General features: G+C 39.5%; 17 protein-coding genes. 15 read left to right on the forward strand and 2 right to left on the reverse strand.

Annotation, left to right across the window (positions count from 1 at the left end; genetic code table 11):
- Positions 1-15: 15 nt before the first annotated feature.
- Positions 16-1,212 carry an NO-inducible flavohemoprotein gene (gene hmpA / locus QSH13_RS15395; protein WP_196544220.1) on the reverse strand — a complete coding sequence of 399 codons (1,197 nt, stop codon included), beginning with the start codon at positions 1,210-1,212 and terminating at the stop codon, positions 16-18.
- Positions 1,213-1,578: 366 nt separating this feature from the next.
- Between hmpA and glyA the strand changes: the two genes are divergently transcribed.
- Positions 1,579-2,832 (forward strand): serine hydroxymethyltransferase, encoded by a 1,254-nt coding sequence (glyA, locus tag QSH13_RS15400; RefSeq protein ID WP_088495048.1) that lies wholly within the window; start codon positions 1,579-1,581, stop codon positions 2,830-2,832.
- A 92-nt stretch (positions 2,833-2,924) separates the two neighbouring features.
- Positions 2,925-4,079 carry a 3-phenylpropionate MFS transporter gene (locus QSH13_RS15405; RefSeq protein ID WP_185901039.1) on the forward strand — a complete coding sequence of 385 codons (1,155 nt, stop codon included), beginning with the start codon at positions 2,925-2,927 and terminating at the stop codon, positions 4,077-4,079.
- An 87-nt stretch (positions 4,080-4,166) separates the two neighbouring features.
- Here QSH13_RS15405 and suhB read toward each other — a convergent pair whose 3' ends face one another.
- Positions 4,167-4,970: an inositol-1-monophosphatase gene (gene suhB / locus QSH13_RS15410; protein ID WP_100158396.1), complete on the reverse strand. Its 804-nt coding sequence runs from the start codon at positions 4,968-4,970 to the stop codon at positions 4,167-4,169.
- Positions 4,971-5,094: 124 nt separating this feature from the next.
- Between suhB and trmJ the strand changes: the two genes are divergently transcribed.
- From trmJ to pbpC, 13 genes are all read left to right on the forward strand, one after another.
- Positions 5,095-5,823 carry a tRNA (cytosine(32)/uridine(32)-2'-O)-methyltransferase TrmJ gene (gene trmJ, locus QSH13_RS15415; protein WP_109396380.1) on the forward strand — a complete coding sequence of 243 codons (729 nt, stop codon included), beginning with the start codon at positions 5,095-5,097 and terminating at the stop codon, positions 5,821-5,823.
- A 131-nt stretch (positions 5,824-5,954) separates the two neighbouring features.
- Positions 5,955-6,449, forward strand: a complete 495-nt coding sequence (iscR, locus tag QSH13_RS15420) for a Fe-S cluster assembly transcriptional regulator IscR (RefSeq protein ID WP_006533450.1) — start codon at positions 5,955-5,957, stop codon at positions 6,447-6,449.
- 68 nt (positions 6,450-6,517) lie between these two features.
- A complete protein-coding gene (locus QSH13_RS15425) occupies positions 6,518-7,732 on the forward strand; it encodes an IscS subfamily cysteine desulfurase (RefSeq protein WP_072063243.1) in 1,215 nt (404 codons plus the stop codon).
- Between the two features lie 24 nt (positions 7,733-7,756).
- A complete protein-coding gene (gene iscU, locus QSH13_RS15430) occupies positions 7,757-8,143 on the forward strand; it encodes a Fe-S cluster assembly scaffold IscU (protein ID WP_006533447.1) in 387 nt (128 codons plus the stop codon).
- Positions 8,144-8,232: 89 nt separating this feature from the next.
- Positions 8,233-8,556, forward strand: coding sequence for an iron-sulfur cluster assembly protein IscA (iscA, locus tag QSH13_RS15435; RefSeq protein WP_006533446.1), 324 nt, complete (start codon positions 8,233-8,235; stop codon positions 8,554-8,556).
- 48 nt (positions 8,557-8,604) lie between these two features.
- Positions 8,605-9,126, forward strand: coding sequence for a co-chaperone HscB (hscB, locus tag QSH13_RS15440; protein WP_109396381.1), 522 nt, complete (start codon positions 8,605-8,607; stop codon positions 9,124-9,126).
- An 11-nt stretch (positions 9,127-9,137) separates the two neighbouring features.
- Positions 9,138-10,988 (forward strand): Fe-S protein assembly chaperone HscA, encoded by a 1,851-nt coding sequence (gene hscA / locus QSH13_RS15445; RefSeq protein ID WP_109396382.1) that lies wholly within the window; start codon positions 9,138-9,140, stop codon positions 10,986-10,988.
- Between the two features lie 2 nt (positions 10,989-10,990).
- On the forward strand, positions 10,991-11,326 hold the full coding sequence (gene fdx, locus QSH13_RS15450; RefSeq protein WP_006533442.1) for an ISC system 2Fe-2S type ferredoxin: 336 nt from the start codon (positions 10,991-10,993) through the stop codon (positions 11,324-11,326).
- Positions 11,327-11,341: 15 nt separating this feature from the next.
- Positions 11,342-11,536 carry a Fe-S cluster assembly protein IscX gene (gene iscX / locus QSH13_RS15455; RefSeq protein WP_006533441.1) on the forward strand — a complete coding sequence of 65 codons (195 nt, stop codon included), beginning with the start codon at positions 11,342-11,344 and terminating at the stop codon, positions 11,534-11,536.
- A gap of 281 nt (positions 11,537-11,817) precedes the next feature.
- On the forward strand, positions 11,818-13,113 hold the full coding sequence (gene pepB, locus QSH13_RS15460) for an aminopeptidase PepB (RefSeq protein WP_109407134.1): 1,296 nt from the start codon (positions 11,818-11,820) through the stop codon (positions 13,111-13,113).
- 27 nt (positions 13,114-13,140) lie between these two features.
- Positions 13,141-13,566: an enhanced serine sensitivity protein SseB C-terminal domain-containing protein gene (locus QSH13_RS15465; RefSeq protein WP_109396384.1), complete on the forward strand. Its 426-nt coding sequence runs from the start codon at positions 13,141-13,143 to the stop codon at positions 13,564-13,566.
- 295 nt (positions 13,567-13,861) lie between these two features.
- Positions 13,862-18,949 (forward strand): alpha-2-macroglobulin, encoded by a 5,088-nt coding sequence (locus QSH13_RS15470; RefSeq protein ID WP_474100283.1) that lies wholly within the window; start codon positions 13,862-13,864, stop codon positions 18,947-18,949.
- Between the two features lie 48 nt (positions 18,950-18,997).
- A complete protein-coding gene (gene pbpC, locus QSH13_RS15475; RefSeq protein ID WP_109396386.1) occupies positions 18,998-21,319 on the forward strand; it encodes a peptidoglycan glycosyltransferase PbpC in 2,322 nt (773 codons plus the stop codon).
- The last annotated feature ends 138 nt before the right edge of the window (positions 21,320-21,457 follow it).

The raw sequence follows: 21,457 nt of genomic DNA on the forward strand, positions 1-21,457 counted from the left end.
ATGAAGGTGTTTCTATTACAACTCTTGTGTAATAACAGTATGGGGACCAAAACATTCATAGTGAAGTTTTTCACTATTAATACCTAATTCAATAAGTTGTTTTGCAATAGATTGCATAAAAGGTAATGGGCCACAAAAATAGAAATGCATATCAGGCGTAGCTAACCAATCTTCAACTTGCTTTAATGTCATTAAGCCTTCGAATTGATAATCTTTATTTTGCACGTCTTCAGCACGTGGTGTTCGATACCATATTGCTTGTTGGTAGTGTGAAAGCTGATTGCTGATCTGATTAACTTCATCTTTAAAAGCATGAACACCACCATGTTCAGCCGCATGTAACCAATTAATATTAGCTTGATGAGCTGAAAGAGTGTGTAACATAGAGAGCATTGGTGTTAACCCGACTCCGGCTGAAATTAAGGTTACTGGTGTTGTTGGTGACACATCTAAATAGAAATCGCCCCCTGGTGCGGCAACTTGTAAAATATCTCCTTCTTGAACATGATCATGAAGAAAATTTGATAAAATACCGTTATCTTCGCGTTTTACTGCAATGCGATAAGTTTTATTATTTGAAGATTGAGTTAATGAATATTGACGTATTTCTTGGTTTTCAAGATGTTCGTCACGGAGATACAGACTTATGTATTGCCCTGCTTGATAAGAAGTAACCGCTCGCCCATCTTCAGGCTCTAATTCAAAACTGGTAATGACATCACTTTGTTTTACTTTATGTTTAACTTTAAAGTTTCGTAATCCTCTCCAACCTCCATTTGTTTGTTCTTTTTGTTGATAAATTTGCTCTTCGCGATTGATAAAGACATCCGCCAATACTTGATAAGCCTCTCCCCAAGCATCTAGCACTGCTTGCCCGGGACTAAACATTTCATCAATTGTTGCTAATAAGTTTTCACCGACGATGGGATAGTGTTCAGGAAGAATATTTAAACTCGCGTGTTTTTGTGCAATTTTTTCAACGGCAGGCAAAATGGCGGTTAAATTTTCAATGTTTGTTGCATAAGCGCATATTGCATTAAATAAGGCTTCACGTTGTGCGCCATTACTTTGATGACTCATGGTGAAAATATCTTTTAATTCTGGATGACGAGAAAACATTCGATCATAAAAGTGTGCGGTTAATGCAGGGCCTGTTTTCGCAATGAGGGGAATTGTTGATTTAATTGTCGCGATAGTTTGTGCATCTAACATAATTGCTCCTGAAAAATTTTCAGTTTATAGTGAATTTTTATAAATTATATTTTATATGCAACTTATCTCTTTTTGATTATTTTGTAAATCTCTGTTTTTATTTTTTAACAAAAAATCTCAATTCTTAGAGAATGATGCGGGGGGTTTGCAAAATAAGGCGAGATGTGCCTCAAAAAGAGGAATCAACACAGGATAAAATGAGGTTGTTAAAAAGTAATAAGGTACTGTTATAGTTGGATGGCAAACGATTGCGTATTTTTTCATTAGGGACTATCTCAATGAAGAAAAAGAGTTTACACTGTATGCCATTCTTTCTCCCGCATGGGAGTTTGTCTTTAGTGAAGTTAGCTGAGTCAGGAGATGTGAATGTTAAAACGTGAAATGAATATTGCTGATTACGATCCAGAATTATGGAATGCAATGGAAGGTGAAGTGACTCGTCAAGAAGAGCACATCGAACTTATTGCTTCTGAAAACTATACCAGCCCTCGTGTTATGCAGGCGCAGGGATCTCAGCTGACAAATAAATATGCTGAAGGCTATCCGGGTAAACGTTACTACGGTGGTTGTGAGTATGTGGATGTTGTAGAGCAACTGGCTATCGATCGTGCAAAAGCATTATTTGGTGCAGATTACGCTAACGTACAGCCTCACTCAGGCTCTCAAGCGAATGCCGCTGTTTATATGGCATTATTAAAACCAGGTGATACTGTTTTAGGCATGAACCTAGCGCAAGGCGGTCACTTAACTCATGGTTCACCAGTTAACTTCTCTGGTAAACTGTATAATATCGTGCCTTATGGTATTGATGAATCAGGTAAAATTGATTACGAAGATATCGCTATTCAAGCTAAAAAACATCAACCAAAAATGATTATCGGCGGGTTCTCTGCTTATTCTGGTCTGGTTGATTGGGCTAAAATGCGTGAAATTGCAGACAGCATTGGTGCATTCTTATTTGTTGATATGGCACACGTAGCTGGTATGGTTGCAGCAGGTGTTTATCCTAATCCAGTTCCTCATGCGCATGTTGTTACAACAACTACCCACAAAACCTTAGCTGGTCCACGTGGTGGTCTGATCCTTGCTAAAGGTGGCGATGAAGAGTTTTATAAAAAACTGAATTCTGCTGTATTCCCTGGCTCTCAAGGTGGCCCTTTAATGCATGTTATTGCAGGTAAAGCGGTTGCATTAAAAGAAGCTATGGAACCAGAATTTAAAGTTTATCAGCAACAAGTTGCTAAAAACTCGAAAGCAATGGTAGAAGTTTTCTTAGATCGCGGTTATAAAGTAGTATCTGGCGGAACTGAAAACCACCTGTTTTTATTAGATTTAGTTGATAAAGATATTACAGGTAAAGATGCAGATGCTGCACTGGGTCGTGCAAATATCACTGTTAACAAAAACAGCGTACCAAATGATCCACGTAGCCCATTTGTAACTTCTGGTGTTCGTATCGGTTCTCCAGCAATTACACGTCGTGGTTTTAAAGAAGCTGAAGCTCGTGAATTAGCAGGTTGGATGTGTGATGTCCTTGATAATATCAATGATGAAGCGAACATTGAGAAAGTGAAACAAAAAGTCTTGGATATCTGCGCTAAATTTCCAGTTTACGCATAAGTTTGTAACGATATAATAAAACCCGTTATACAAGCCCGCTTCTAGAACTTGTTCTTGGCGGGTTTTTTTGCATCTTCAAAATGGGGGATTGGATGGTTATTCCATCAACATTGTGGCTTGCCTTAGATTATTTTACCTATTTCTTCTCATACGGCATCTTTTTACCTTTTTGGTCCATATGGCTAAAAGGAGAGGGTGTTGATCCTGCAATGATAGGTCTGTTATTAGGTGTAGGTTTAACCGCACGTTTTGTTGGTAGCCTAATTTTAACACCTGCGGTAAAAGATCCGTCAAAACTTATCACTGCATTAAGATTATTTGCTTTTCTCTCATTACTTTTTACTGTTGCATTTATGATGGGTAGCCATTGGGCATGGTTATTCTTTGTGATGACAGGATTTAACGTTTTCTTTTCACCTATGGTGCCTTTAGGCGATTCTCTAGCAGGAACGTGGCAAAAGCAGTTTCCTTTTGATTATGGAAAGATCCGCGTTTGGGGCTCAATCGCTTTTATTATTAGCTCATCATTGCTAGGTGTTTTAATTGATGTTTTTGGGCATCCCATTATTCTTTATGGGTTGATTGCCAGTACTTTTGCTCTATTTCTGACATCTATGTTGCGCCCTAAAGTTATGCCACAGGGTAAAGTGAAAAAAGCAGAACATAATAACGTCTCCTTTATGAAACTTATTTCAGATGGGCCAGTTTGGCGTTTTCTGCTATGTGTCTCTTTATTGCAAGGTGCACACGCAGCTTATTATGGTTTTAGTGCACTTTATTGGGAAAAAGCAGGGTATGACACTGCAACAATCGGTTATCTTTGGTCATTAGGTGTGGTTTCAGAGGTCATTGTTTTTATGCTGAGCCATCGTTTATTCCGCCGTTGGAGCGCAAGAAATTTACTCTTACTTTCTGCTTTTGCTGGGCTTTTACGTTGGGGATTAATGGGAAGTTTTACTGCATTACCCGCGCTTATTGTCGTTCAAATCTTACATAGTGGTACGTTTACAGTGTGTCATTTAGCCGCTATGCGCTTTATTAGCGCTCGCCAAGAGCACGAGATTATTCGCCTACAAGCGGTGTATTCAGCGTTAGCGATGGGAGGGAGTATTGCGATTATGACTATTGTATCTGGTTGGTTGTATGAAAAACTGCCTAATCAAGAATCGTTGATCTTCTGGTTAATGGCTGCATTAACGATCCCAGCGATGTTTATCAGACCTAAAGTACAGCCTCAAAATACCTAATTACTTTATTTTATAAAAATTAAGAGCTGCAATACCTTTTAATATTGCAGCTCTTTTTTCTTTGATATTTTATTCGTATCAGCGAAATTAACGTTTTAATGCATCTGTGAGTTCGCTGCGAATTTCAGCTAATAATGCTCTAACAACGCGAGGGTTACCCGCAACAATATTACCTGTTTGTAGGTAGCCATGGTTACCTGTAAAGTCAGAAACGATAGCTCCTGCTTCACGAGCGATTAATTCGCCACCTAAGAAATCCCAAGGTTTTAAGCCAATCTCAAAGAAACCATCAACACGACCAGCAGCAACATAAGCTAAATCTAATGCTGCTGAACCTGTACGACGGAAGTCAGCACAAGGTACAAATAGTTTACCTAACATGTTCATGTAAGCGGCTGAATGTTGTTTGCTTTTGAATGGAAAACCAGTCGCAAGAACTGCACCATCTAAATCGCGAGCGTTAGAGCCGCGTAGACGATAACCATTTAATTGTGCGCCTTGACCACGAACGGCTGAGAATAATTCGTTACGCATAGGATCGTAAACAACAGCAACTTCAGTACGGCCTTTAATGCGTACAGCAATAGAAACAGAAAAGTGTGGAAAACGTTTAATGAAATTAGTGGTGCCATCAAGTGGATCAATAACCCATTGTATATCGTGATCTTCACCGAGTAACTCGCCACTTTCTTCCGTAATAATGGTGTGTTTTGGATAAGATTTACGGATGATTTCAATGATTGCTTGTTCTGCGTCACGGTCAACGTTAGTGACAAAATCATTGGTACCTTTCTGGTTAGTTTCTACAGATTCAGGATTTTCGTAATTTTTGGCGATTAAATTACCAGCCTTACGTGCGGCACGTATGGCAATATTCAGCATCGGATGCATGGTTATCTTCCACAAGATGTTAAAGAACGGGGATAAAAAACGTGCCAGAGTATAACAGACATTCGTGTTTCTGGCTACAATTGTGATAAAATAGATGGATCACAAAGCAATTAACAAGAAATCAATGTTAGAAAATATTCGCATCATCCTTGTAGAAACTTCTCATACAGGCAATATGGGCTCTACAGCTCGAGCTATGAAAACCATGGGATTAACCAATCTTTATTTTGTTAATCCAAAAGAAAAACCGGATTCACATTCTATTGCCTTATCAGCAGGCGCAAGTGATGTTATTGGCAATGCACATATTGTTAATAGTATCGATGAAGCGATTGAAGGTTGTGGGTTAGTTATAGGAACAAGTGCTCGTAGCCGTACACTTTCTTGGCCAATGCTTGCGCCTCGTGAATGTGGTGAGCGCTGTGTTATGGAAGCGAAAAATAAGCCTGTTGCTGTTATTTTTGGTCGTGAACGCACAGGTTTAACTAATGAAGAATTACAAAAATGTGATTTTCATTTGTATGTTCCGACTAATCCAGAATATGGTTCTTTAAATTTAGCAATGGCTGTCCAGCTTGTTAGTTATGAAATTCGTATGGCAGCACTTGCCCAAGAAGAAAAACAAGAGGAAAATAACTCATCAGAGATTGATTATCCACCGGCAGATGATATAGAACGTTTTTACGTTCATTTAGAACAGGTGCTTAATGAATCTGGCTTTATTCGTCCTAAACATCCGGGACAAGTGATGAGTCGTTTACGCCGTCTATTTACGCGTGCACGCCCGGAAACACAAGAACTTCACATCTTGCGTGGTATCCTAACGTCAGTTGAGAAATGGGCTAAGAAATAGAGGGCAAAGTTGATTAACTTAAGTCAACTTTTGACCGAGTATAATACTTGACTAAAACACTCGGATAAATAGTTGACTAAATTACTCGGGAATGACACAATTTGATTATTGTTCACCACGGAGTATTTGTTATGAGACTGACATCAAAAGGGCGTTACGCAGTTACTGCAATGCTTGATGTTGCATTGCATTCACAGCAAGGCCCTGTCCCCCTCGCTGATATTTCAGAGCGTCAAGGGATTTCCCTTTCTTATCTTGAGCAACTTTTCTCACGTTTGCGCAAAAATGAATTAGTTGCAAGTGTTCGTGGTCCTGGTGGCGGCTATTTATTAGGCCGTGATGCAGGGCAAATTTTTGTTGCTCAAGTTATTTCTGCGGTTGATGAATCTGTCGATGCTACTCGTTGTCAGGGTAACAAAGAAGGTTGTCAAGGTGGCGATCGTTGCCTGACTCATACTTTGTGGCGTGATTTAAGTGATCGTATAACCAGTTTCCTAAGCAGTATCAGCCTTGAAGAGTTAGTCAATAACGAAGAGGTTATGGATGTCGCCGATCGTCAAGACAATGAGAAACGCCATGCAATAAATGGTCGTTTACAAGAAACCATTGTTAATATGAGAGTTTAACGGCGATCTCTAGGTAGGCAAAAACAAAATTATTAAAGAAGATCCGTCGTCTTTGGAGTTAGTGAGCAATGAAATTACCCATTTATCTAGATTATTCAGCAACCACTCCTGTTGATCCACGAGTTGCTGAAAAAATGATGCAATGTCTGACTATTGATGGCATTTTTGGTAACCCAGCCTCTCGTTCACACCGTTTTGGTTGGCAAGCAGAAGAAGCTATCGATATTGCACGCAATCAGATTGCTGATTTAATTGGTGCAGATCCTCGTGAAATTGTATTCACATCAGGTGCAACTGAAGCTGATAACCTCGCACTAAAAGGTGTTGCTAACTTTTACCAGAAAAAAGGTAAGCACATCATCACTTCGAAAACCGAACATAAAGCCATTTTAGACACTTGTCGTCAACTTGAGCGTGAAGGTTTTGAAGTTACTTATTTAGCACCAAAAAGTGATGGTCTGATTGACCTGAAAGAGCTTGAAGAAGCAATGCGTGAAGACACTATTTTAGTTTCTATCATGCATGTAAATAACGAAATTGGTGTTGTTCAAGATATTGCTGCTATCGGTGAATTATGTCGTAGCAAAGGTATTATTTACCATGTAGACGCCACACAAAGCGTTGGTAAATTACCGATTGATCTTTCTAAGTTAAAAGTTGATTTACTTTCTCTTTCTGCGCATAAGGTATACGGCCCTATGGGTATCGGTGCACTTTATGTTCGTCGTAAGCCACGCATTCGTTTAGAAGCACAAATGCATGGTGGTGGACATGAGCGTGGTATGCGTTCAGGTACATTAGCCGTTCACCAAATTGTAGGTATGGGCGAAGCTTACCGTATTTTGAAAGAAGAAATGGCTGATGAAACTAAACGCTTAAACGAATTACGTTTACGTTTATGGAATGGCATCAAAGATATCGAAGAAGTTTATATCAACGGTTCTTTAGAGCACACTGCGCCAAACATTCTTAATGTGAGCTTCAACTATGTTGAAGGTGAATCATTAATGATGGCACTCAAAGATCTTGCTGTATCTTCAGGCTCTGCCTGTACTTCAGCAAGTTTAGAACCTTCTTATGTACTGCGTGCTTTAGGTTTAACTGATGAACTTGCACACAGTTCTATTCGCTTCTCTCTAGGTCGTTTTACCACAGAAGAAGAAATAGATTATGCAATTGAACAAATTCACAGTGCAATTGGTCGCTTACGTGATCTTTCTCCACTTTGGGATATGCATAAACAAGGTGTTGATATCAACAGTATCGAATGGTCTCACCATTAATCAGACGTTTTCAGGAGTTAAATCATGGCTTATAGCGAAAAAGTAATTGATCATTATGAAAACCCTCGTAATGTGGGATCATTTGATAATAATGACCCTACTGTAGGGAGTGGTATGGTTGGCGCACCCGCTTGTGGTGACGTTATGAAACTGCAAATCAAAGTTGATGATAATGGCGTAATTGAAGATGCGCGTTTTAAAACTTATGGTTGTGGTTCGGCTATTGCATCAAGTTCACTGGTAACAGAATGGATGAAAGGCAAAACATTAGATGAAGCTGAATCTATTAAGAACACAGCAATTGCAGAAGAATTAGAATTACCACCAGTGAAAATTCACTGTTCAATTCTTGCAGAAGATGCAATAAAAGCAGCGATTGCAGACTATAAAAGCAAACGCCAAGGCAAGTAATTGTCTTTTATAATAAAAAAATAAAATATTGGCGGATGCTGAAACTTTTTTTCAGTATCCGCTTTCGTTCTTTATGAGTGAGGTGTGCCATGTCAATTTCCCTTACGGAATCCGCAGCTAATCGTGTTCGCTCTTTTCTATCTAATCGTGGAAAAGGTGAAGGTTTACGTTTAGGCGTAAGAACATCCGGTTGTTCTGGAATGGCTTATGTTCTTGAGTTTGCTGATGTCATCAATGACGAAGATACTGTTTTTGAAGACAAAGGTGTGAAAGTTATCGTTGATGGCAAAAGCATGGTCTATTTAGATGGAACCGAGCTTGATTTTGTCAAAGAAGGATTAAACGAAGGCTTCAAATTTAACAACCCAAATGTATCGAATGAGTGTGGTTGTGGTGAAAGCTTTACTGTGTAATTTGTGTTAAAACACAGTATTAACGTTAATTAATCCAAGAGTAGATGTATGGACTATTTCACACTATTAGGCATGCCTAATCGTTTTGATATTGATAAACAGCAACTTGCTGCACGTTATCAAGATATGCAACGTCAATATCACCCAGATCGTTTTGCAGGTCAGTCTGAAAAAGAACAGGCTCAAGCAATTTCGCTTGCTTCAACCATCAATCAGGCTTATCAGACCTTAAAAAATCCACTCTCAAGAGCTGAATACATGCTCTCATTACAGGGTATCGATATTGCTAATGAGCAACAAACGATGCACGATACTGCTTTTTTAATGGAGCAACTCACATTACGTGAAGAGCTGGATAACATCGAACACAGTGCTGAAGCGGAAAGTTTGTTAGCCGATTTTTCTGCGCGTTTAGAAAAAATGTACGCAGTACGCCATGATGAAATGGTTAAAACGTTAGGTAATCAAACTTGGGATATTGCTGCAGATAATGTGAGAAAATTGCGTTTTCTTGCAAAATTAAAAGAGCAAGTAGAACAACTTGAAGAACGCTTGTTTGATGGTTTTTAAGGGAAATAGTTATGTCATTATTACAAATTAGTGAACCAGGTCAAACACCTGCACCGCACCAGCGCCGACTTGCAGCGGGTATTGATTTAGGTACGACACACTCATTAGTTGCCACTGTACGTAGTGGGCAAGCCGAAGCGCTTTCTGATAGTGAAGGTCGCTATTTATTGCCATCTGTCGTGCAGTATCAAGTTGATAATATCAACGTTGGTTGGAATGCTAAAAAAGAAGCAGAAAAAGATCCTGCTAACACGATAAGTTCAATTAAAAGAATGGTGGGTCGCTCACTAAGTGATGTGATAAGCCGTTATCCAAATCTTCCTTATCATTTTCATGAAAATGATAATGGTTTACCGCTAATTAAAACAGTTGCAGGCATTGTTGATCCTATTCAAGTCTCTTCTGACATCTTAAAAGCATTGGCTGAACGTGCAACTCAATCATTAGGTGGAGAGCTTGATGGTGTTGTTGTTACCGTTCCAGCTTATTTTGATGATGCTCAACGTCAAGGTACAAAAGAAGCTGCTCGCCGTGCTGGTTTGCATGTTTTACGTTTATTAAACGAACCTACTGCGGCAGCTATTGCTTATGGTTTGGATTCAGGAAAAGAAGGCACCATTGTTGTTTATGACTTAGGTGGTGGTACTTTTGATATCTCTGTTCTTCGTTTAACTAAAGGTGTTTTTGAAGTCTTAGCAACTGGCGGTGATACTGCATTAGGTGGTGATGATTTTGATATGATGCTGGCCGATTGGATAAGAGAACGCGCCGGTTTTGGACATCAAAAAGATGCTGTATTACAACGTCAATTACTGGATGTTGCATCAGAAACGAAAATTGCATTGAGTGATAACGATGTTGCGGATATCAACATTAATGGGTGGAAAGGTGAGATCACTCGAGCCGAGTTTGAATCATTAATTCAATCATTAGTAAAGCGTACACTATTATCTGTTCGCCGTGCATTAAAAGACGCAGATGTTGAAATAGATGAAGTTCTAGAAGTGGTTATGGTTGGTGGTTCAACACGTGTACCATTAGTTCGTCAAATGGTTGGTGATTATTTTAAACGTGAACCTTTGACTTCTATTGATCCAGATAAAGTGGTTGCCATAGGAGCTTCAATCCAAGCTGATATTTTGGTTGGGAATAAACCAGATAGCGAAATGCTATTGTTGGATGTGATCCCTCTTTCTCTTGGCCTTGAAACAATGGGCGGATTAGTTGAAAAAGTGATCCCACGCAATACCACTATTCCTGTTGCTAGGGCACAAGAATTTACGACATTCAAAGATGGTCAAACAGCAATGAGTGTTCACGTTGTTCAAGGCGAACGTGAGATGGTGAGCGATTGTCGTTCTCTTGCTCGTTTTACACTGCGTGGTATTCCACCAATGGCTGCGGGGGGGGCACATATTCGTGTCACATTCCAAGTTGATGCTGATGGTTTACTCAGTGTTAGTGCCATGGAGAAATCAACGGGTGTTGAAGCTTCCGTACAGGTCAAGCCTTCTTATGGTCTTAGTGATACTGAAATCGCTAAGATGATCCAATCTTCGATGGAAAATGCCCAAGAAGATTTACAAGCTCGTCGTTTAGCCGAGCAAAAAGTCGAAGCAGCTCGCGTGTTAGAAAGTTTAACTGCAGCATTAGAAGAAGATGCTCATCTGTTAAATGAAGATGAGAAAATGGCTATCGACAAAGTTGTAGATACCTTAATAGAGAGCGTTGAGGGAACAGATCCTGTTGCTATTGAAAACGCGATTAAACTACTGGATAAGCAAACTCAGGATTTTGCAGCGCGTCGCATGGATTCATCTATTCGACAAGCGTTGGCAGGTCATTCTGTGGATGAGATATAACTATGCCTAAAATTGTATTTTTACCCCATAGCACACTGTGCCCTGAAGGTGCTGTTGTTGATGCAACAGAAGGTGAATCTATTCTAGATGTTGCATTACGCAACGGTATCGAGATTGAACATGCTTGTGAAATGTCTTGTGCATGTACAACTTGTCACTGCGTAGTGCGTGAAGGATTTGACTCACTAGAAGAGAGCTCTGAGCTTGAAGACGACATGTTAGATAAAGCGTGGGGTTTAGAGCCAGAAAGTCGCTTAAGTTGCCAAGCAAAAGTGACTGACGAAGATTTAGTTGTTGAGATCCCTAAATATTCGATCAATCACGCAAGAGAGCATTAATTTTAGGAGCCAAGCATGAAATGGAGTGATACACGTGAAATAGGGGAAGCATTATTTGATCTTTACCCTGACACTGATCCTAAAACGGTGCGCTTTACTGATATGCATCAGTGGATTTGTGATTTAGAAGATTTTGATGATGATCCACAGAAATCAAATGAAAAAATTCTTGAGGCTATTTTACTTGTTTGGCTTGATGAATTTGAATAATTGATGACATCGTAAATTTAAAAGACTGGCTTATTGCTGGTCTTTTTGCATTATGGGCCTTTCACATTTAACTTTATTAACGATTTAAAAATAATCGTAAAGAGGGAAGTCTGGATATTTTATTGTGCGATCTTCTTCGAGGAATATTATGTAAATACAGAAGATCACTGGATGATAATGGTGGCCTCTTGGTTTTTGCAGTAAATTGATCACGCTAAACAGTAAATATCTGGTAGTCTGAATAGGTTAACTGCCACCAGTAATAATAAGTGAGACAATAAATGAATAAACAAATTATGCCTATCATGCTGTCAAATGAACCTGCTGCTGCATGTTGGGGAGAAAAAGCACTAATTAGCACTAGCGAAACCGGCATGACAATCCACTTAACGGAAGAAAACCGTTTAGGCGCTATTCAGCGTGGTGGACGTAAAATTGATGGTCAAGGTATTCGTAATGTTGCACTTGTTGGTGACGGCTGGGATTTAGAACGTAGTTGGGCTTTCTGGTTAGGCTTTAGAGCACCTAAAGGCGCTCGTTCAATCGAATGGCCACAATTAAAGGATGCAGATAAACACGAACTAGAATCACGTATTCGCATCGTTGATTGGGTTAGAGATACCATCAATACACCAGCTGAAGAATTAGGGCCTGAACAGCTGGCACAACGCACTGTTGATCTTTTCTGTGGTCTTGATAAAGAAGAGATTAGTTATAAGATCACCAAAGGTGCTGATCTGCGCGATCAAAATTATGCCGGTATCTATACGGTAGGACGTGGTTCTTCTCGTGATCCTGTGTATTTAGCGTTAGATTTCAACCCAACAAAAGATAGCAATGCCCCTGTATTTGCTTGTTTAGTGGGTAAAGGTATTACTTTTGACTCAGGTGGTTATAGCATTAAACCATCATCATCTATGAATTCAATGAAAGCTGATATGGGGGGCGCTGCAACGTTAGCAGGTGCTTTAGCATTAGCGATTACTCGTGGTTTAAATAAACGCGTAAAACTATTGCTCTGTATCGCAGATAATATGGTCAGCGGTAATGCCTTTAAATTAGGCGATATTATTCGTTACCGTAATGGCAAATCAGTTGAAATCATGAATACAGATGCTGAAGGACGTTTAGTTTTAGCTGATGGTTTAATTGATGCCAGCAATATTGCACCTGAGCTGATTATCGACGCCGCAACATTAACTGGTGCCGCCAAAGTTGCAGTAGGTAATGATTACCACTCTGTATTGAGCTTTGATGATAAATTAGCTGCAGAATTACTGACTAGTGCTGAACAAGAAAATGAATTGTTCTGGCGTTTACCATTAGCGGATTTCCATCGTAGTCAATTACCTTCTAGCTTTGCTGATTTAAATAATATCGCAGCACCTTCTCATACTGCAGGTGCAAGTACTGCGGCTGCATTCCTATCGCACTTTGTCACTAACTACAAAAAAGGCTGGGTACATATCGATTGTTCAGCAACGTACAGAAAATCTTCTGTAGAACAATGGGCGGCAGGTGCTACAGGTTACGGTGTGCGTTCTATCGCGAATCTGTTATTAGCAAAAGCAAAATAATAAACGTTATTTGATTTGGAGTTTGTAATGGGTGTATCTGAACAATTTGAGACACAAGAAATTGTTTCTGTTGAAGGTTCTTCTCTAAAGTTAAGTATTCTAGAGCCACAGCCTGAAAAATTAACAACTGCACTTAGTGAGTTTTTTGGTGAACATAAACCTATCCGCCGTGCTTTCCTTGTTAATGCTCAGGAAGAAGATGAGGAAGAGTCATTTTATCTTATTGGTTTAGAAATAACGGGTAAAGAAGATGAGATTGCGCAGATACTTCCACAAGCAGCTGAATCAGCTTTTGAATATTTAGAAGAAGGGCAATCGCTAGATTTTTGCTTTGTGAATAAAGATGAAAAAGGTGTGAGTCATTTTATGATCCACCATGTATCACCTTTTTATCAACGCAAGCTTGGAGGATTTTTAAGAAAAGGGATCCCGATAGTTAATCTGGATAGTTAAATCTGCCCGCTAAATTTAGGCGATATCTCATCAGATATCGCTTTTTTTTATCTTATAATAGAAAATTAATTAAATTAGCAAATCGTTTGTATTTCTATATAACGCTTTGTTTTAGATAGGCTTTATTTTAAAAGTAAAAATAAAGCGATTTTGTATTGTAATTTATTTCGTTTTAGACGGTAAAAAATAGCTTATCGAGTTATTTTTTTACCTTATTAGAATGAAGAAATACATATATTATCTCAGCCTGCAGAAAACATCGCATTATTCAGGGGTTGAATTAAAGGAAATGGATATGAACCAAAACCAATTTAGACAATATACAGAAAAGAGAGGTTATCGTTGGAGCTCTCTAGCTGTTGTATTGGCATCAGCATTGGCTCTTACTGGCTGTGATGATAAAGCGGATGAAAATACATCATCTGCTGATAAAACACAAAATACACAATTGACTGAGCAAAAAGATGTAGCTCAGAACACATCAAAGACAGAAACTCAAATCAGTGAAAAACCGGCAGTTACAACAAAAACAAATAACGAAACTGCATTAAAAAGCAAAGAAGTCCGTGATGAGTTAGCAATGCGTTTTGCTGGAAAAGAAGTCACCGTATTAGATGCATCAGAATTACAGCGTGATGGTGCGAGCACAATGGTTGTGACTTTCTCTGTACCGCTTGATCCTGACCAAAAGTTTGATGATGTTATTCACCTTGTTGATACCAAAAAAGGGAAATTAGAAGGTGCGTGGGAATTATCTGATAACTTAATGGAACTGCGTTTTCGCCATTTACCACCATCAACAGAATTAAATTTAACAATTGATGAAAAAATAAAAGGTATTAATGAACGTACATTAATGACACCTTTTAGTCAGAAATTAACAACAGAAGAAATTTTCCCATCTGTTGGTTTCACCAGTAAGGGATCGTTACTGCCACTTGAAGCCGCTGAAGGTTTACCGATTATTGCGTTAAATGTGGGGCAAGTTGACGTAAATTTTTTCCGTGTTAAAGATGAACAATTAGCGCAATTCTTAACACAATGGGAAAGCCGTTCGAATATTAACTATTGGGAGTCAGATGAGTTTTTATCTCAAGCTGAGCTAGTTTATACCGGTCGTTTTGAATTAAATACAGAAACCAATACCCGTGAAAACGTATTGTTACCATTAAAATCAATAGATGCCCTGAAAAAAGAAGGTGCCTATATTGCGGTGATGCAACAAGCGGGTAAATACTCTTATACAGTGCCAGCAACGGTATTTACATTTAGTGATATCGGGCTGTCGATGCACAGTTATCTTGATACGTTAGATATCTTCACCCAATCACTTAAAAATGGTTCTGCATTAGATAAAGTAGAAATTCGTCTGTTAGATGAAAAAGGCGGATTGATTTCTAAAGCGCAGACCGATAGCCAAGGGCATGCCACACTTGAGAAAAGTGATAAAGCACGTTTATTGATGGCTATTCGTGATGGGCAAACTAGTATGATTGACTTGCGTAAGCCTGCGCTTGATCTTTCTGAATTTGATATTGGTGGCCCGCAAGGTTATAGCAAACAATTTTTTGCTTTCGGTCCTCGCGATCTCTATCGTCCTGGTGAAACATTAATCGTTAATGCCTTGCTACGTGACGGTGATGGTAATCCAATTAAAGAGCAACCTGTTAAAGTCGATTTACTTAAAACAGACGGGCAAGTTTCTCGTAGTTTTGTTTGGCAACCTGAAAAGGGTCTTTACCAATTAAAATTAGTTATTCCTGAGGATGAAAATACGGGTACACGTACCCTACGTTTTGATGTAGGAGATGGTACTCCTCGTTTCTATGAGTTTCAGGTTGAAGATTTTATGCCAGAACGTATGGCATTAGAAATCACCGGTAAGAAAGGAATTATATTAAGTGGTAATGACGCTTATTTTGACATTAAGGGTCGTTATCTTTATGGCGCGCCAGCTGCCGATAATCGCTTACAAGGACAAGTTTTCTTAAAAGCTTCTCGTGAAGCTGTCAGTAAATTACCCGGCTATGAATTTGGTGCTGTAAAAGATGAAAACTTCAGCCGTCTATTAGATGAGTTTGAACTTAATTTAGACTCTGATGGTGAAGGGGGGGTAAATGTTGATAGTGAACGCTATGAAGAGCTGAAATCACCGATTAATATTATTTTACAAGCAAGTTTACTTGAAGCGGGTGGACGACCTGTTACGCGTCGTTATCAACAAGCTGTTTGGCCAGCGACTCACCTTGCGGGTATTCGTCCTGTCTTCCCTAAAAAAGAAGTCTACGATTACCGTACAGACAAATATAAATCAGGTTATAGCGTTGATGAAAACTCAATGGCTGAATTTGAAATTGTCTATACAGACCAAGAAGGTAAAAAATTACCTGCTAATGATCTTAAAGTGAAGTTTATCTATGAACGTCATGATTATTATTGGCGTTGGTCTAGTTCGAATGGTTGGGAATCTGGCTATAACGAAAAAGATCTGCAGATGGATGAGCAAACAATCAAGATCGCGAAAGATGGTACTGCAAAAGTAGCATTCCCTGTTGAATGGGGTTCTTATCGTATTGAAGTTGTCGATCCTAAAACAGAATTAGTCAGTAGCTTACGTTTCTGGGCTGGGTATTCTTGGATGGATAACACGGGGGGAACAGGTGCGGTAAGACCAGATCAAGTGAAATTGAAACTGGATAAAGAAGGTTACTTACCGGGTGAAAAAGTTAAGTTAAACATTGTTGCTCCTCATCCGGGTAAAGGTTATGTATTACTGGAATCAAGTAATGGGCCTTTATGGTGGCAGGAAATTGATGTACCCGAAAAAGGGCTTGATGTTGAAGTGCCTATTAATAAAGAGTGGGCAAGACACGATCTCTATCTAACTTCTGTTGTTGTAAGGCCGGGCGATACTTCAAAACAAGCGACAGTCAAACGTGCTGTGGGTATTTTGCATCTACCATTACAGGATAAAAACCGCCGTATTGATATTTCACTTGATGCACCTGAAAAAATTCGTCCTAACCAAGATTTAAAAATCCGCATTAAAGCGAATCCAGTTGCAGGTCAACCATTACCTGAAAATATTAATGTATTGGTTTCTGCAGTTGATACGGGTGTATTGAATATTACCGAGTATAAAACCCCAGATCCTTACGATGCTTTCTTTGGCCGTAAACGCTACAGCATTGACCAATATGATGTGTATGGGCAATTGATTGAAGGGCAGGGCCGTTTAGCTAACTTGCGTTTTGGTGGGGATGGTGGTGAAGCTACAGCATTATCTCGTGGGGGTAAAAAGCCATTAACGGATGTGCAAATCATTGCTCAACAATCAGCTCCAGTAAAATTAAATGCGCAAGGTGAAGGTGAAGTTTCTTTACCTATTCCAGAATTTAATGGTGAAGTTCGTTTAATGGCGCAAGCTTGGACTGCGGATAAATTTGGTAGCCAAGAAGGTAAAGTTGTGATTGCTGCACCTTTAGTCACTCAGCTTTCATTACCTCGCTTTATGGCTGGTGGTGATAGTGCACTTTTATCGTTAGATTTAACTAATCTAACAGATGATGCGCAATCTATTACTTTAAATTATACCGCTTCAGGTCTGGTGGGATTAGGTGGCGCTGAAAGTAAAACTGTCTCGCTAACGAAAGGTGAACGTACTCAAATTCAAATCCCAGTAAAAGCGAAACATGGCTTTGGTCAAGGTGAGTTCTCATTGTCTATTTATGGTATTAAAGTACCGGGTGAAGAGATTAAGCCTTATCACAATACATGGAATATTGGTGTTCGCCCTGCATTCCCAGCAGAAACGATCCATTATGCAAGTACATTGCAAGATGGTGACACTTGGCGCTTACCATCAGAAAGTTTAAGTCGCTTTAATAACTCAACGCTTGAAGGTGAATTATTACTGACAAGCCGCCCTCCGTTACAAGTGGCGCGTTATGTTAGAGAATTATTTGCTTATCCTTATGGTTGCTTAGAACAAACCGTTAGTGGGCTTTATCCTTCACTGTATTCAACAGAAAAAGAGTTGAAACAGTTGGGAATTAAAACGCAAACTGACGCTGATAGAAAAGCAGCGATTGATAAAGGTATTGCTCATCTGTTGACGATGCAAAAATCAGAAGGCGGATTCGCTTTATGGGATCAGGGAGGACGTGAAGAATATTGGTTAACCGCTTATGCGACTGATTTCTTATTCCGTGCATCACAACAAGGTTATTCAGTTCCTGCTGATTCATTAAAACGTGCGAATGATCGTTTATTACGTTATTTACAAGATAAAAGCTTAGTTAATTATGAATATGCAGTTAATCAAGATGCAGCACGTTTCTCAGCTAGGGCTTATGCTGCGTTAGTATTAGCTAATCAGCAAAAAGCACCTTTAGGTGAATTACGTCGTCTCTATCTTGAGCGTAACCAAGCTGGAAATGGTTTAGCCTTAGTTCAGTTAGGTATTGCACTAAAACTGATGGGTGATAGTAATCGTGCTGAAAGCTTGATTGCTGAAGGTGTAACAACAACGCGTAAATATAATTATGGATTAGGTGACTACGGTAGCACCATTCGTGACCAAGCATTAATTATTGCATTGTTAAGTGAAAATAACCTTGAAACACAATCTCGTGATGCAAGTGTGATGACACTATCTGATAATTTAACAAGCCGTGAATGGTTCTCAACCCAAGAAAGTAACTCGTTATACCTTGCTGGGCGTTTCTTTATTAATATGGCAGAACAGCCTTGGGAAGTAGCTGTTAATCGTCAAGTCCCTGCAATCAGTAGCGATCGTGCAGTTAATGAGACATTAACATCAACACAATTACAAGAAGGTTTAGAGCTAAATAATCGTGGTGGCGCCACTATTTATTCTCGGATGAATATCGTGGGCTATCCGAAAGTTGCACCCACTCCTTATAGTAATGTATTAAATGTTCATCGTAGTTATTATGATTTAAAAGGAAATCGCGTTCATCCTAATCGCTTACAAAGTGGTGAAATGCTGGTGGTTAAACTGGAAGTTTCTGCTGATAGAGACGTACCTGATGCATTAGTTGTTGATTTATTACCTGCTGGTCTTGAAATCGAAAACCAAAACTTAGCATCAAGTAGTGCAAGCTTAAGTGATAGTGCCGCAGACTTGCAGGAATTTATCGACGACATGGGACAAGCAAATATCAAACATCTCGAATATCGTGATGATCGCTTTGTTGCCGCTATCTCTGTTGATAAATACCGTCCAACGACATTGCTCTATTTAGCAAGAGCAGTAACACCGGGTAGCTATCAAGTACCACCACCACAAGTTGAATCTATGTATGTGCCTTATTGGCGTGCAATAGGAGCAACAGAAACTAAGATTGACGTTGTTCCTTAAATCTTGTAGCCCTTTCTTCGGAAAGGGCTTTTTCCTTTGAGTGATTGAATGAAACTAGGGTATAAACGGCTTATTGCTGTAATCATTATTTTTTTTCTAGCAACGCCGATTTTAGTCTGGATCGCAGATAAAACTTGGCCTCTCCCTGATCCTGAACCTCAAATTGCGACTATTGTTACGGCGCAAGATGGTACACCTCTTTGGCGTTTTGCCGATAAAGAGGGAGTATGGCGTTACCATGTCAAACTCGATGATGTCTCTCCTGAATATTTAGAAGCCTTAATTACTTATGAAGATCGCTGGTTTTATCAACATCCTGGTGTTAATCCCATGTCGATATTACGAGCGGCGTGGCAAGATCTAAGTTCCGGAAGAATAGTGTCGGGCGGAAGCACATTATCAATGCAAGTGGCTCGCCTTATTGATCCTCACTCCCGTACTTTAGGGGGAAAAATCAAACAACTTTGGCGCACCTTGCAATTAGAGTGGTATTACTCAAAAGATGAAATTTTGGAGATTTACCTCAATAGAGCACCCTTTGGCGGTACACTCGAAGGTATCGGTGCAGCAAGTTGGGCTTATTTAGGCAAATCACCCGCTGATTTATCTGCGGGTGAGGCGACATTGATGGCGGTATTACCACAAGCACCAAGTCGTTTACGACCAGATAGATACCCTGAACGTGCTCAAGCAGCTAGAGATAAAGTATTAGATAGGCTGGCAGAGTATCAAATATGGCCACAAGAAAAAATTGATGAAATCAAAGAAGAGCAGGTTTTATTAGCACCAAGGCAAACACCGCAATTAGCACCATTGCTGGCTCGTCGTATGTATAACGAAAAGCGAGAGCCTGTTATTACAACAACGATTGATATTAATATTCAACGACAACTCGAAGATATTGCAAATCAATGGAAGTATCAATTAGCAGATAAAACATCCTTAGCCATACTCGTTGTTGATCATACGGATATGAGTGTGAAAGGGTATGTCGGTTCTGCCGATTTTAATGACAATTCGCGCTTTGGTCATGTTGATATGATTAGTGCTTGGCGCTCGCCGGGTTCAACATTAAAGCCATTTATTTATGCACTCGCATTAGATGAAGGGCTTATTCATGCAGAATCACTTTTACAAGATGTTCCTCGTCGATTTGATAATTATCGTCCTGGTAATTTTGACTCGGGTTTTAATGGGGCGGTCAGTGCTAGTGAAGCACTAAGTCGCTCTTTAAATTTACCTGCGGTACAACTTATCGAAGTGTATGGTGCAAAGAAATTTGCAGCAAAATTGCGTCATAACCATATTGAAATGCGTTTTCCTTATGGCTCAGAGCCAAATTTAGCGCTGATCTTAGGAGGAACGGCGACACGAATGGATGAGCTTGTTTCTGCTTTTAGTGCATTAGCAAGGCAAGGAAAAACAGCGCCGTTACGTTTTAAACCGGAACAAATAATAGAAAACCGAGTGTTGATGTCACAAGGTGCTGCATGGATTATTCGGCGCATATTAGCCGGAGAAGCCAGACCTCGCCCAGATAGCGCAATTTCCCCCGTTGTTCCTTTGGCTTGGAAAACAGGGACAAGTTATGGTTATCGGGATGCCTGGTCTATTGGTGTTAATGCGCGCTATACCATTGGTGTTTGGGTGGGCAGGCCTGATGGAACACCTGTAGCTGGGCAATTTGGCTTTGCGACGGCTGTTCCTATTATGAATCAGGTCAATAACTTATTAACAGGCTATTTCTATCAAAATAAACAAAGACCACCAACAGATTTACGTCCTAATAGTGTAACTTCGGCAACAATCTGTTGGCCTACAGGTAAGGCATTACCTAAAGAAGACAGTAACTGTAGAGTCAGTCGTCGAAGCTGGATCTTAGATAACACTATTCCGCCAACTTTATTGAATGATAACCAAGAAGGTATTTTGGGGATCAACGAAAAAATTTGGTTAGATGATGAAGGTAAACGCACTGGGCCTAATTGTCCTAACGCAGAGTTAAAAGATATTGCTTTATGGCCGATAGCATTAGAAGCATGGTTGCCTGAAAAAGAGCGCAGAGCAAAACGACTACCTGCGATTTCTGAAACTTGCCCTCCAATAAAAGAAGATATAATTCCTTTGTTTATTTCAGGTATTCGTGCAGGTGATTTATTAAGACCATTACCTGGAGAAAATAATCTTGAAATAACAGTGTCCACGCAAGGTGGGAGTGGTACGCAATGGTGGTTTTTAAATGGTGAGCAAATAGGTAAAACAGAAAACGGAGAAACATTCTCTTACTTATTAGAGAAACGAGGTAAATACCAACTTTCAGTGCTCGATCTAAGTGGTCAAACGGATATGGTTAATTTTTTATTTCGTTAAACTAAAACGATGAAAAAAACGAGAACTGAGTGATTTTTCACTAAAATAAGTTTTTAATAAAGATAAAGAGACTATTTATCGTGTGTCATTTCGGTTCTTTTTTATTGTTATTTTTAAGTTAGAGCATGGAAAGCGTCA

The organism is Proteus faecis, from assembly GCF_030286765.1.
Taxonomy (GTDB): Bacteria; Pseudomonadota; Gammaproteobacteria; order Enterobacterales; family Enterobacteriaceae; genus Proteus; species Proteus faecis.